This is a genomic window from Streptomyces sp. NPDC002935, assembly GCF_040611295.1.
GTDB lineage: Bacteria > Actinomycetota > Actinomycetes > Streptomycetales > Streptomycetaceae > Streptomyces.
Window position 1 is genome coordinate 91712 of the sequence record NZ_JBEXNW010000026.1, and the last position, 13431, is coordinate 105142.

Annotated in this window: 11 protein-coding genes; 3 read left to right on the forward strand and 8 right to left on the reverse strand. The window is 70.3% G+C overall.

Going from position 1 to position 13431, the window contains the following annotated elements:
- Positions 1–197 precede the first annotated feature (197 nt).
- Positions 198–698, reverse strand: coding sequence for a DUF402 domain-containing protein (locus ABZX90_RS29955; RefSeq protein ID WP_355209886.1), 501 nt, complete (start codon positions 696–698; stop codon positions 198–200).
- The gene (locus tag ABZX90_RS29960; protein WP_355209889.1) at positions 679–1608 is read right to left on the reverse strand and encodes a GNAT family N-acetyltransferase; all 930 of its coding nucleotides are present in this window, start codon (positions 1606–1608) and stop codon (positions 679–681) included. Before ABZX90_RS29960 ends, ABZX90_RS29955 begins: the two co-directional genes overlap by 20 nt.
- A 95-nt stretch (positions 1609–1703) precedes the next feature.
- Here ABZX90_RS29960 and ABZX90_RS29965 point away from each other — a divergent pair, with 95 nt between their 5' ends.
- The gene (locus ABZX90_RS29965; protein ID WP_351129808.1) at positions 1704–2078 is read left to right on the forward strand and encodes a GntR family transcriptional regulator; all 375 of its coding nucleotides are present in this window, start codon (positions 1704–1706) and stop codon (positions 2076–2078) included.
- A 34-nt stretch (positions 2079–2112) separates the two neighbouring features.
- On the opposite strand, the gene ABZX90_RS29970 is transcribed toward ABZX90_RS29965, so the two are convergent.
- Positions 2113–3225, reverse strand: a complete 1113-nt coding sequence (locus ABZX90_RS29970; protein ID WP_351129806.1) for a DUF5925 domain-containing protein — start codon at positions 3223–3225, stop codon at positions 2113–2115.
- 149 nt (positions 3226–3374) lie between these two features.
- Between ABZX90_RS29970 and ABZX90_RS29975 the strand changes: the two genes are divergently transcribed.
- Positions 3375–4802: a xylan 1,4-beta-xylosidase gene (locus ABZX90_RS29975; protein ID WP_355209892.1), complete on the forward strand. Its 1428-nt coding sequence runs from the start codon at positions 3375–3377 to the stop codon at positions 4800–4802.
- 42 nt (positions 4803–4844) lie between these two features.
- Here ABZX90_RS29975 and ABZX90_RS29980 read toward each other — a convergent pair whose 3' ends face one another.
- From ABZX90_RS29980 to ABZX90_RS30000, 5 genes are all read right to left on the reverse strand, one after another.
- The gene (locus tag ABZX90_RS29980) at positions 4845–8705 is read right to left on the reverse strand and encodes a lipopolysaccharide biosynthesis protein (RefSeq protein ID WP_355209895.1); all 3861 of its coding nucleotides are present in this window, start codon (positions 8703–8705) and stop codon (positions 4845–4847) included.
- A complete protein-coding gene (locus tag ABZX90_RS29985) occupies positions 8698–9495 on the reverse strand; it encodes a polysaccharide deacetylase family protein (RefSeq protein WP_355209898.1) in 798 nt (265 codons plus the stop codon). Before ABZX90_RS29985 ends, ABZX90_RS29980 begins: the two co-directional genes overlap by 8 nt.
- Positions 9492–10505, reverse strand: a complete 1014-nt coding sequence (locus ABZX90_RS29990; protein ID WP_355209901.1) for a glycosyltransferase family 2 protein — start codon at positions 10503–10505, stop codon at positions 9492–9494. The genes ABZX90_RS29985 and ABZX90_RS29990 overlap by 4 nt, the downstream gene beginning before the upstream one ends.
- A complete protein-coding gene (locus ABZX90_RS29995; RefSeq protein ID WP_355209904.1) occupies positions 10502–11320 on the reverse strand; it encodes a glycosyltransferase family 2 protein in 819 nt (272 codons plus the stop codon). The genes ABZX90_RS29990 and ABZX90_RS29995 overlap by 4 nt, the downstream gene beginning before the upstream one ends.
- A 536-nt stretch (positions 11321–11856) precedes the next feature.
- On the reverse strand, positions 11857–12282 hold the full coding sequence (locus ABZX90_RS30000; RefSeq protein WP_355209906.1) for a hypothetical protein: 426 nt from the start codon (positions 12280–12282) through the stop codon (positions 11857–11859).
- Positions 12283–12586: 304 nt separating this feature from the next.
- On the opposite strand from ABZX90_RS30000, the gene ABZX90_RS30005 reads away from it, so the two are divergent.
- On the forward strand, positions 12587–13393 hold the full coding sequence (locus tag ABZX90_RS30005) for an SGNH/GDSL hydrolase family protein (protein WP_351129790.1): 807 nt from the start codon (positions 12587–12589) through the stop codon (positions 13391–13393).
- Positions 13394–13431: the final 38 nt, after the last annotated feature.

The window sequence follows — 13431 nt, forward strand, 5'->3', positions numbered from 1 at the left end:
CAGGTGCCGCCGCCCGTTGTGCCGTCACCGGTGGCGGCGATACTCGTTTCGTCACCGGTGCCGCCGTCCGTCGTGCCATCGTGCGTCGTGTCGCCGCTCGGTTCGCCGGCGCCGGCGGGGTCGCCGGCCTCTTCGCCTCCGCCCAGGTTTTCCGAGGACCCGTCCGCCCCGTCCGACCCGTCAGCCCCCTCCTCCGTCTACGCCAGCAGTGCTTCGAAGCCGCCCTCGCGGGCCAGGTGTTCGAGGTCGTCCAGCGCCTTCTCGGCGGCGGCCGCGGCCGCCGGGTCGGTGGCCGCCAGGCCGCTCTCCGCGAACTCGTCCTCGTCCAGGCGCAGTACGTCCGTGCCGTCGGCCGAGCGCCACAGGTCCAGGTCGAGATCCTCGACGACCAGCCGGCCTCCGGAGACGGTCGCCGGGCGGGTGATGTCGCAGTACCAGCCCTTGCGCACGCCAGCCGCGTCCCGGACCTCCTTCACCGCGTACCAGCGGTCCCGCCAGTAGTACTCCGTGAAGACATCGCCCTGCTCGAACCGTACGAAGCCGAAGTCGCGGACGGTGTCGCCCGCCCAGGGTGCGCGCACGACCACCCGGTTGCCGTCGTCGGCGAGCAGCTCGGCCGGGTAACTGATCTTCGTACGGCCTGCCTTGACGAGCACGATCTCCAACGAGCCGGGCGTGTCAGCCGAGGTCACGGACATACTTCACCTCCGTCGCGCAGATTTCGTAACCGAACCACTTGTTGATCGCCAGCATCGGCCCGTTGCCGGAGTCGTTGCCCGTGAACGCGTTTTTGTACCCGGCCGAGCGGGCCCGGTGCAGGGAGTGGTTCTTGGCGAGTTTGGCGAGACCGCGTCCCCGGAAGGCGCGGCCGGTGCCCGTCATCACGGTGCCGTAGCGGGTGCCTCCGTCGGTGCGGGCCGCGCTGAACGCCGCCGGGCGCCCGTCGACGAGCGCCACGGAGGTGAGCTCATGGCTGAGGAGGGGGTGGTGCCAGGTCTCCGTCAGCCAGGCCTCGTAGTCCGTGAACTCGCGGTCGACGTCGCTCGGTTCGTCGAGGAGCGTCTCCGCGTCCAGCTCGAACAGCGGCCGCGGGTCGTCGGCGAAGTCCGCTCCGGTGCGCAACTCCACGCCGGGCGGCGGGGGTTGGAGCGGTGGCAGGGTGCCGTTCGCCAGGTCGAGGCGGAGGAAGTGCGCCGAGCGCGCCGCGCGGTAGCCCCGCTTCTCCGCGAAGGCGCGGTACGCGGGCGCGTCCAGCACCCAGGCGTGCAGCCTGGTCGCGCCCAGGGCGGCGAGCCGCTCCTCGGCGGAGCGCGCCAGCAGCGAACCCGCGCCGCGCCCCGTCCGCTCCGGGTGCGTATAGATATTGACGTATCCCTGGCCGGGCTCCGGGCTGTCGTGCACGAGGCCCACCTGCGCTGTGCCGATCAGCTCGCCGTCCTCCTCCGCCAGCAAGGGCTGGTAATGGGAGTCGGGATGGGCCTGCTCCAGGTCGTAGACGACGGAATCGGGGGTGAAGAGCATGAACGGGAGGGCCTGGTGACGGATACGGGCGAAACCCGCGGCATCCACCGGGTCCCCGTGGCGCAGCTCGCGAACGATCACGGTCATGGCATCGCACGCTACGCGTGGGCCGCGTCAGGATGCCCCTCATTTTCCGGCGGGTACGGGAGAATCGCTTTCCGCGGGTACGGGAGAATCGCCGCGTGACCCTGAAGATCCGCATCGCAGAGGGGGCCGCGCCGTACGAGCAGGTGCGCGCCCAGATTTCCGAGCAGGCCCGGTCCGGCGCGCTGCCGGTCGGCTACAAGCTGCCCACGGTACGGGGGCTGGCCGAGTCGCTCGGCCTCGCGGCCAACACCGTCGCCAAGGCCTACCGGGCCCTCGAGTCGGACGGGGTGATCGAGACGCGCGGCCGCAACGGAACGTTCGTGGCCGCGGCCGGAGACGCCGCGTCACGCGAGGCCGCGACGGCCGCGCAGGCCTACGCCGACCGGGCGCGACGGCTCGGCCTGACCGAGAACGCCGCCCTGGACGCCGTACGGGACGCCCTGAGAGCGGCTTACGAGGACGGCTCCTAGCCCCGACCCCCGACTCCGGCCCGCCCCGCGGCACCTACAGATACAGCCCCGCGTCCGCCCCTTCGCGCTGGTCCGGCACCGAGGTCGGAGTCGTCCCGCGGCGCAGCGCGTACAGCTCCGCGAGGGTCGCGCCCTCGCGCGAGACGCCCTCCTCGGTGCCCAGCCAGCCCACCGCCTCGCGGCGGGTGAGCGGTCCGACCTCGATCCGGGCGAGACAGCGGCCGGGGCGGACGACGGCGGGGTGGAGGCGCTCCAGGTCCTCGTTGGTCGTGACGCCCACGAGGACGTTGCGGCCCTGGCCGAGCAGTCCGTCGGTGAGGTTGAGCAGCCGGGAGAGCGCCTGGCCCGCGGTGTGCTTGGCCTCGCCGCGGATCAGTTCGTCGCAGTCCTCGAGGAGCAGGAGCCGCCAGCGGCCCTTCCCGGTGCCGTCCTCCTCGCCGATCGCGATGTCCATCAGATAGCCGACGTCGGAGAAGAGGCGCTCGGGGTCCAGCACACAGTCCACCTGGCACCAGTCGCGCCAGGAACGGGCCAGCGTGCGCAGGGCGGAGGTCTTGCCGGTGCCGGGCGGACCGTGGAGCAGCAGCAGCCGGCCCGCGATGTCCTCCGGGGTGGTCTTCATCAGGTGGTCCATGGCGTCCGCCACCGGTGCCGTGTAGTTGGCGCGGACCTCCTCCCACGTACCCGCCGAGATCTGCCGGGTCGTGCGGTGCGGGCCCCGGCGCGGCGACACGTACCAGAAGCCCATCGTCACGTTCTCCGGCTGCGGTTCCGGCTCGTCCGCCGCGCCGTCCGTCGCCTGCTTCAGCACCTTCTCGGCCAGCTCGACGCTGGTCGCGGTCACGGTGACGTCGGCGCCCCGGTTCCAGCGGGACACCAGCAGGGTCCAGCCGTCGCCCTCGGCGAGCGTCGCGCTGCGGTCGTCGTCGCGCGCGGAACGCAGCACCCGGGCGCCCGGCGGGAGCAGGGTGGCCCCGGACCGTACGCGGTCGATGTTCGCCGCGTGCGAGTGCGGCTGCTCGCCCGTCGCGAAGCGACCGAGGAACAGCGCGTCGACGACGTCCGACGGCGAGTCGCTGTCGTCGACGTTGAGCCTGATCGGCAGAGCGTCGTGTGGGTTCGCAGACATGTCGCCATGATCTGTCACCCGGGCGCCCTGTGCACCCGGTTTCCGCGGTGCGTCGGGTGTGTCGTGTGAGGTCCCGCCCTTCCGGTGTACTCCCTCCGTCCTGTTACAGGGCTGTGGTGCGACGAGATCTGTCCCACGCCGGATGCCCCCGGTTACTGTGGCCCATGATGGGACGTCATGGGTGGAATTCGGGGGCGGGACGATGGCGCCTCACCGCGTTGATCGGCGTCGGCGTGGCCGTGCTCGCGCTGGTGGTGACGTTGCTCAACACCCTGCCGGGAGACGGCGGGAGCACCGCGGGCACGACCCGCGACGGGGACAAGGTGCACGGAACACCCGTCACTCCGCCCGAGACGCCGCGGCCGGAGGTGGGCTGGGGCTTCACCCACACCCAGTTCAGCGCCGACGAGGGCAGTGACGCCGCCACCGAGCGGGTCGAGGGGCTGCTGGGCGAGAACGAGGTGTCGCTGCCGCAGAACCAGCACATCATGGGCTGGGGGGCGGGCAACCCCGAGCCGTCCGAAGGGCGTTACGACTTCTCCGAGATGGACAGCCGCATCGACTTCATCCGCAGGTCGGGCGGCACTCCGATCGTCACGCTGTGCTGCTCCCCGGACTGGATGAAGGGCGGCAAGTCCGGCGCCGACAAGACCGACTGGAGCCAGTCGTCCCTGGAGACGGCCCCGGAACCGTCCCACTTCGCGGACTTCGCCGAGCTCGCCGCGACCGTCGCCAAGCGCTATCCGGACATACGGCACTTCATCGTCTGGAACGAGTTCAAGGGCTTCTGGAACGACAGCAAGGGCCGTTGGGACTACGAGGGTTACACCAAGCTCTACAACCTGGTCTACGAGGCGCTGAAGAAGGTGGACAAGGACATCATGGTGGGCGGCCCCTACCTGGTCATGGACAGCTTCGACCCACGTCAGACACAGGACGCGTCCCCGACCGTGAAGGGCACCTGGGGCGCCATGGACCAGCGGGTCCTCGACGCCTTCGACTACTGGAACGAACACAAGGCGGGCGCCGACTTCGTGGTCGTGGACGGCTCCAGCTACACCAACGACGACGACATGCTGCCCGACGAGTTCGCGGCCACCGACAAGCTCACGGCCGTCGGCAAGTGGGTGCGCGAGCGGACCCGCGGACTGCCGCTGTGGTGGGCCGAGTACTACGTGGAACCGGCCGACGGCAACGACGAGCGCAAGGGCTGGTCCGAGACCCGGCGGGTCGCCGTCCAGGCGAGCGGCATGATCGCGATGGTCAGGGGCGGCGCCTCCTCGGGCTTCTACTGGAACCCGGAGAAGGAGAAGGGCTCCGGCTGCGCCGGCTGCCTGTGGACACCGACCGACACCGCCGGCGGGGGGAAGGAACTCCCCCTGTACGACCTGATCTCCCGCTTCGGCAAGGCGTTCCCGCCGGGGACGGCGTACGAGAAGATCCCCGTCGCCGCGGACGACGTGCCCAACGTGCGTGTCCTCGGCTCCGACAGGACCGTCCTCGTGGTCAACACCCTGGACCGGTCGATCAGCGCGAAGGTCGACGGGAAGCGGTTCGAGATGGGCGCGTACGAGGTGAAGTGGCTCAGCCGGTAGTCCGGTCGAGCCACCTCACCCCGCGTACCCACCGCTCCGCCCTCACTTCATCGTCAGGAACCGCTGCACCAGTGAGGCCAGCAGGACCGCCAGCAGGGGCAGCGAGAACCAGAAGCTGCTCTGCAGCCACTGCAACTGCCGTACGCCGGGCCGCACCGCGACCCGTACGATCTCCCGTGCCGTCAGCAGCACGATGAGGGCGACGGCCGCGAGGCCGCCGACGACCGACCACGGCGTCCAGGTCACCTGCGGTCCGATCGGGCCGGGATCAGCCCGTGGGACGGTGCCCTCGGGCTGCTTGCGCAGCGTGTACATCGTGACGTCGTCGTTGACCAGGACCTTCTTCAGCTCCTGCCGGTCGTCGAGGTTGGTGATCAGCCGCGACTCCCAGGTCGCCGAATAACCCACGTCCAGCTGGAGGTAGACCACCTGGCTGCGGTTGATCATCAGATACGAGTTCGGGCCCGCGTCCTTGAGCGCCTTGACCAGCCCGGACACCAGGACCGGGTCGGCGGGCGCGAGGGTGGGCACGTACTGCACCTTCTCCATGTCCCTGGCGCCCCACGGCATCGCGGGTGTCACGTTGTCGAGGGTGTCGTTGCTCAGCCACAGCAGCCGGACCGTCGGATCGTCGTGCGCGTACACGTAGTTCATGGCCGTGACCTCGCCCGGCCTGATCCGCTCGAACGGTTCGTTGCCCCAACGGGCCACCAGGAAGCCGCCCATGAGGAGCAGGCCCGCCATCAGGGCGGCGATAGGGGCGAGGCTCACCCGGTCCTTGTCGCGTTCCTTCGCGGTGACTCCGGTGCGCGGGAAGAGGGCGAGTCCGGCGAGCAGGGCCGCGCCCGGGACGGCGAACATGAAGACCCGCAGGGCCATTTCGCCGCCGTACGACTGCATGCCGAAGCCGAGGAACGGGACGAAGGTCAGGACGAGCAGTGACCTCTCGCGGTACTTGTGCTCGCGCCGCCGCCACCAGCCCCAGCAGGCGAAGGCCATCAGACCGCCGGCCAGCAGCACCCGGGTGTACAGCACGAGCTTGTGGGTGGAACTGCCGCCCTGGATACGGCCGGAGACCGACGTCGACACATTGCTGCCGACGCCGCCGACCCCGCCGAACAGGTCGTCGAAGTGGCCCGACCAGTACGGCTCGGCCATGAAGCCGACCCAGACGGCGACCAGGACGGCGAACAGGATGGGCAGACCGCGCAGTTCGGAGCGGCCGATGAGGACGAGGACCGCGAGGACGCCCAGCATCACGAACGGGGTGAGCTGGTGCGCCGGGACGGTGGCCGCGAACAGCCCGATCAGGATCACGAGGAGCACGGCCCGCTGCCGGCGGTCCGTCGGCTCGACCTCGGCCTCGCCCGGCCGCCGTGCCGCCCACAGCACGCGCGGCGCCCGGAACCACACGAGCAGGATCGCCACGAACATCAGGTACAGCAGGTAGGTGAAGCCCTGCGGGGAGAAGTAGTCCTGGCCGACCCAGCCGCAGAGGGTGAAGAACCAGATGCCCGTCCACTTGGCTCGCCAGCTCGCCCGCATCGAGCGGACGAGCAGGAACATCGGTGCCAGATAGAGGAGTTGGATGGTGAGCGGCCACCAGCGGATGACCTCGGAGAGGTCGGTGACCCCGCAGGCCTTCGCGACGAACGCGGCCGCGGCGAAGAAGCCGGGCCAGCTCCAGCGGGCGTCCAGGTCCGGTACGGCGGACCCCGTGCGGTCGATGTAGTCCAGGAACCCGAGGTGCTGCCAGGCCGTCGCGAACCGTGGCTCGGTCTCGATGACGGCCGGCAGCGCGTGCAGGGACACGACCGTGGCGAGCAGGGTGATCAGCAGCAGGCCCCGGTGCTCGCTGTTCATCCAGAGCAGTGAGGCGAAGACCGTGACCAGCAGGGCCGCGCCGACGAGGGTGGGCAGCGGGAGTACGGAGATCAGGCCGAGGCCGCCCATGCGGGCCAGGGAGCTGTCGTCGAGGCTCAGCGCGGGCACCCAGTAGAGGAGCAGCGCCGAGATGAGGAGGCAGCCGAGGACTACGCCGGGTTTCGACGGGTGCAGGACGCGCTCGCGCAGGGACAGCGGCGGGTCGCTCGGCGGCCGCCGGTCGTCGGTGGCCGGTCGGGCGTCGGCGGCGGGCCCGGCCTCGGCGGGCGGGCGGCCGGCTGCCGTGCTCCGTGCCCCGGACGGAGTGTTCTCGGGGGTCCGCGCCTCGAACGGGGCGTCCACCTCGGGTGTCTCCGACGGTCCCAGCGAGGCCTCCGAGCCCGGCTCGCGGGCCTCGACCGGCAGTCCCACGGACGTCGGGCGCCGCGCCGCCCAGGCCGGACGCCGCACCGCTGGTGTCCCGCTCGGCGGAGTGCCCGGCCCCGGACGTACGTCCGGCCTGCGTTCCTGGTGGTCGAAGTCGATGTGCAGGCCGAGGGCGAGGGTGTCGGAGTCGAGGGCCCAGGCGGGACCGCGCTTCGGCTCGCGCGGCCCCGCGGCGGCGGCGTCGCGCGGCCCCAGGTCGGCGAGGTCCCCGTCCGGCGCCGCGTCCTCGGGCCGCTCGGCGGGCGGGGCGGTGCGTACGATCTTGAACAGCTTGGGCGCGGCGATCGCCACGATCACCGCGAGGCTGGAGATCTCGGCGACGCCCGCGCCGGTCAGGCCCATACGGGGCAGCAGGATCACCGTCAGGCCGAGCACGAGCAGGCACAACAGGCCCTGGAGATAGGCGAGTCCGGAGGTGCGGCTCTGGGCGCGCAGGACGGCGAAGTACGTCTCCATGACGACCCGCAGCAGCGCGCCGACGGCGAACCAGCGCAGCAGCGGTGTGGCCGCGTGCGCGTAGCCGTCGCCGAAGATGTGCAGGATGAACGGGGCGCCGAGGAACAGCAGTCCGCACACCGGCAGCATGATCCGGGCCATGCGCTTGAGGGCGGCCCGGGTGTTGGCGGCCAGCCGTGCCGGTTCATGCGATCCCTCGACGGTCAGCGAGGCGCCCATGTTGATGGCGAGCAGGTTGACCGTGCCGCCGATGGTGGTGGTGATGTAGAAGTACGCGTTGTCGGCGGAGCCGACCTGTGAGGCCACGATCACCGGGACGAGATAGACGACGGCGAGCGAGAACAGGGAGCCGGTGTAGTCGCCGGCGAGGAAGCGGCCGATCTCCTTGAGCGACGGCGTCTCCGCGTGGTCCTTCGTCGCCTTCACATGCCGGGGGACCAGCCGCCGGAACACCAGCAGTCCGAGCGGTACCACCGACAGGGCGATCGCGGCGACCCAGGAGGCGAAGACGCCCGAGGTGGGGAGCGCGGCGGCGAGGCTGATCAGCAGCACCAGCTTCACAGCGGAGAACACGGTGTTGCCCACCGGCACCCACAGCGCGCTGCGCAGCCCGGTGAGCACGCCGTCCTGCAGCGTCAGCAGCGACCAGGCGATGACCGCGACGACGAAGCCGAGCCCGTGGAGCGGGCCGTGCAGGAAGCGGTACGAGGGTCCCCACAGGTTCAGGGTGAGCAGGAAGATCCCGGCGGCCAGCGCCACGACCACCGAACTGCCCGCGTAGGTACGGAAGATGAGCCGTCCGGTGGCCCGCCCCGCGACCGGGATGAAGCGGGCGAGCGCGCCCGTCAGCGTCACCGCCGTGACGCCGGCGAGGAGCTTCATCGCGGCGATCGCGGCGGAGCCCTGGCCGACCGCCGCGTCGGTGTAGTAGCGGGCGGCGATCAGCCAGTACCCGAGCCCGAGCACCGCGGAGATCCCGGTGTTCAGCATCAGCGCGTAGGCGTTGCGGAACAGCGGGCTGCCCCCGCCGTCCCCCTTGGAACCCCTGCCGGGCAGACGGAGGCGGCGGCCCGGCCGCTGCCCGGGCGCCTCGGTCGTGGGCGTGGAAGCCTTGGTTGTGGTCGTCGTGTCAGACACGGGAACGGATGGCCTTCCGGCGGACCTGTCGTGCTCTTCGGACCATGGCGTACCCCTTGGTGAGGGCGCGGTCCCGGGCGAAGGTGCGGGCGATCGCGCGGCCCTCGACCAGCCGCTCGAACTCCTCGATACCGGTCGTGCGGCGCACGGTGACGCGCCGCAGGGCGTAGGGGCCCTGGCGTCGGCGGGCCAGACCGTTGCCGACGGCGAGCGACTGGGCGAACCCCGCCTCCCGCACCGTACGGCGCACCCGTGGGCTGGAGTAGCCGTACGGGTAGGCGAACGAGACCGGGCGCGCCCCCAGTTCGTCGGCGATGATCTCCTTGCAGCGCAGCAGCTCGAACCAGAGAGCGTCGTCCGCGAGCTGGTCGAGCTGCGGATGGGTGTGACTGTGCCCGCCGATCTCGGTCTGTTCGCCCGAGAGTCTGCGCACCTGGTCCCAGTCGAGCATGGCGTCGAGGCCGCCCCCGGTGTCGTACGCGCCCCTGATCCAGCCCGTCGAGACGAACAGGGTGGACGCGAAGCCGTATTTGGCGAGTGTGGGCAGTCCGTGCAGATGAACGCCCGCGTAGCCGTCGTCGAAGGTGATCAGGACGGGGCGCTCGGGCAGCGGGCCGCCCGAGCGCCAACTCGATGCCAGCCGCGCGGTGTCGACGGGCGTGAAGCCGCGGTCGTCGAGCAGCGCCATCTGCTCGGCGAACGCCTCGGGGGAGACGGACAGCGCCCGGGTCGCGTCGTTGGGCGACCGTGCGATCGAGTGGTACATCAGAATCGGTACCGGTTCGTTCATGCCGCCGCCCCCTCGTCGTCCGGAACCCCCTCGATCGCCGAGACGGAGACCACGGAGAACGCGGCACCGCTCCTGCGGGCCCGGAGGCTCCCGAGTACGTACCCCCCGGCCGCGGTGAGTACCCCGGCGACGATCGCGCCCGCACGGCTCGCACCGCCCGGACGGGCCAGGGCGGCGTCCCGCAGCCCGCGCAGCACACCGGCCGGCAGCACCCGGGTCGTGTAGCGGCGCTCCGACTCAAGTCCCTTGTCGGCACCGACACTTCGGGCGACCAGGGCTTTGGAGAGGCCTTCGGCGTAGGCGCGGGTCCGGAAGTAGCCGAAGTGCTCGCGGGCCTCGGGCACCCGGTGGTGGATGACCGCGCGGTCGTCGATCAGCAGGACGGCGTCCGGCCGGGCACGGGTGAGGCGGATGCACAGCTCCGTCTCCTCGCAGCCCAGCGGGAGCCTGTCGCCGTCGCGGCCGATGCCGGTGGCGAAGCCGCCCGCCGCGTCGAACGCCGTTCGACGGAAGGACGCGTTGCCGCCGAGGACGTTACGGACCCGTACGCGGCCCGGCCGCAGTCCCTTGTACGTGCAGCCCACGACCCAGTCGAACTCCTCGGGGAACCACGCCGGTCGGCGGCCCGACGCCCAGATCGGCATCGTGCGGCCGCCGACGGCCATCACCCGCGGATCGGTGTAACCCTCGGCGAAGTGCTTCAGCCAGTCGTGTTCGGCGACGGCGTCGTCGTCGAGGAACGCGATGACCTCCCCGTGCGAGGCGGCGATCCCGGTGTTGCGGCCGGCGGACAGACCGCGGGGGCCCGCGTTGGCGAGCACCCGCACTCCGTCGGTCTCCTTGTATTCCCTGCTCAGCCGCTCCAGGAGAACGGCGTTGTGGTCCACGACCAGCAGTGTCTCCAAGGCGCGCAGGGACTGCGCCCGCACCGAGGAGACCGCCGCGAGGATGTCCTCCCAGCGGTCCTCGGTGTAGACGCAGATCACCACGGAGATGTCCTGCGTGCTCAAGACACCTCTCCCTGGCCGGAGTCGAGCTGGGCGGCGTGCGGCCTGCGGCGCAGTGCGCGCCGGTTGGAGCGTTCCCTGAGGATCACCTTGAGTACCCGCAACCCGTCCCGCACGGCGCGCAGATTGCTCGCGCCGTGGATGCGGAGGTACTCGTGGCTGGGTATCTCCTGCACCTTGAGCCCCGCCTTGACCACCCGGATGTTCATCAGGGTCTCGACCTCGAAGCCGGTGCAGTCGAGTTCGATCTTGTCGAGGCAGTGCCGCCAGAACGCGTTGTATCCGTAGCAGAGATCGGTGTAGCGGGCGCCGAACTTGGCGTTGACGGTCGCGCAGAGCACGCGGTTGCCGAGCTTGCGGATCGGCGTCATGTCGGACGTGCCGCCGCCGTTCGCGAACCGTGAACCCTTGGCGAAGTCCGCCCCGGACACCAGTGCGGACACATACGACACGATCTCGTGGCCGTCGGCCGAGCCGTCCGCGTCGACCATCACGATGATGTCGCCGGTGCACGCCTCGAACCCGGTGATCAGGGCGTCGCCCTTGCCCTTCCCGCGCTGCTCGACGACCTTGACGTCCGGCCACAGCTCACGGGCCACTTCGACGGTGTCGTCGGTGGAGTTGCCGTCGACCAGGACCACTTCGTGGATCCACGAGGGAAGGGTCTTGAAGACGTAGGGGAGATTCTCCGCCTCATTCATGGCGGGAATCACGACACTCACCGGTGGCGCGATGGCCAGGTGAGATGAGATCGGCCGGTATTTGGCGGCCATTAAGGAATCATCGCCCGTGATGGCTGGGCGCAGGACTGAGCTCATGGGTCTGGTCCCTCTCGTCCGGTGGACCGCCCGCCCCTGGGCGGTCCGGTTCTTTGTCCGGTTCGAAAGGGGGGTTCTCACTGACGTCATGCCGAAATGGATCTCCGTGCATGCCGAGTGAGCTGGCAAAGCTGGCCGGCTCCGAAAAGAGGAACCGGTCGCGCGGCACGACTCGGCACAGGTCTGGTCACCGAGTACGGCACCCCCCAACCGCGCCCCGCGCCGGGAACCATCGCGGTCCTTGAGCCCTCCCCTGGAGCCGCTGATGATGGACCGATGCGGGTGAGATGTACGACGGTATTGACGAATGAGTCTGTATGGCAAGACCTGGAACGTGGCCTCACGTTTTTGTTGGTTTGACCGTTACGCAGCACCTCGAACGGATTTACCCCATCCGCTTGAGGGTCCCGCAGGCCGGCTCGAACAACTCCGGCCCGGTGTCACCACCCGCCCCTCGGGCACCGCGGATGTGCAGTGCCCTCGGGGGAGTTCTTGTGTCGTCGGCCCCCGGCCCCCCGGCCTCATGGCCCCGCCCGTCAGGGCGTTCGTCCGCCCGCCGTGCGGCCGCGCCGTCGCCGCGCCGACACCAGCAGGAGAATCAGTGAACTGAGCGCGCTCACGGCCACGATCCCGCCGGGGACCGACCACCGGTGCACGGCGAGCATGCCCTGTGCCACCAGCATGTTCAGGGTGACCGCGCCGGCGACGGCCGCGAGGACGCGGCCGAGCGGCTCCAGCCCGCGCAGCGCGGCCGCGATGGCGACCGACGGCGCCGCGAGCAGGAAGAACAGGGTGAACGGGCCGCGCAGAGGTGAGTCCGCGTCGGCGAGCGCCAGGAACGCGCCCACGCCCGCGACCACGGTCGCGGCGCCCGCGAGCAGGGGCAGGAGGTCCCTCCCCGGACCCTGCCGCGACCGCTTTGCGGAATCTGATGAAGATGTGGTCGTGCGTATGGCCTGCATGGGCGACTTCGCCCCCCGAAGTGCCGGATGTCGGACTTCAATGTGGCGCAGCGGCCCGCGGGCGTCAAGACGCGGAGGGTGTTCGCGGGATTGGTTGCCGCCTCGTGGCGTGAGGCAGCCCTCCCTGAGGAGTTGACGGTCCGTCATCCGCTGTCATCCAACTGTCATGGACATGTAGCGAAATATGCGGTGAACAGGGGCGGAGTCGGTGACGGATGCCCAAAAGTCTTGGCATGGACACTTCCAGTCAACACGCGTAGCTGCTACCAAAGTTGTGGCAGAGATCCTGCTAAAGGGAGGTTCCATGAGACGTTCCCGAATTACGGCATACGTGACCTCACTCCTCCTCGCCGTCGGCCTCGCCCTCACCGGGGCGGCGACAGCGCAGGCGCAAACCGCGGCGGCCACCGGCTATGTGGCCCTGGGTGACTCCTATTCCTCCGGTGTCGGCGCCGGGAGCTACATCAGCTCCAGCGGCGACTGCAAGCGCAGCACGAAGGCGTACCCCTATCTGTGGAGCGCCGCCCATTCACCCTCGTCGTTCGACTTCACCGCTTGCTCGGGCGCTCGTACGGGTGATGTCACGGCGAATCAGCTCGGCCCGCTCAGCTCCTCCACGGGCCTCGTCTCGATCAGCATCGGCGGCAACGACGCAGGCTTCTCCGACGTCATGACGACCTGTGTCCTGCAGTCGGAGAGCACCTGCCTCTCGCGCATCGCCACGGCGAAGGCGTACGTCGACTCCACGCTCCCCGGCAAGCTCAACTCCGTCTACTCGGCGATCAGCGCGAAGGCTCCGGCCGCCCATGTGGTCGTCCTCGGCTACCCCCGTTTCTACAAGCTCAACGGCAGCTGCCTGACCGGACTCTCGGAGACCGAACGGTCCGCGATCAACGGCGCGGCCGACTACCTCGACAGCGCGATCGCCCAGCGGGCCGCAGCCCACGGCTTCACCTTCGCCGACGTCAGGGGCACCTTCACCGGCCACGAGATCTGCTCCGGTGACGCCTGGCTGCACAGCCTGAACTGGCTGAACATCGGCGAGTCGTACCACCCGACCGCGGCCGGCCACTCGGGCGGCTATCTGCCCGCCTTCACCGGAGCCGTCTGACCCCCGGACACCCGCTCCGGAACCCTTCGAGAAAGCAC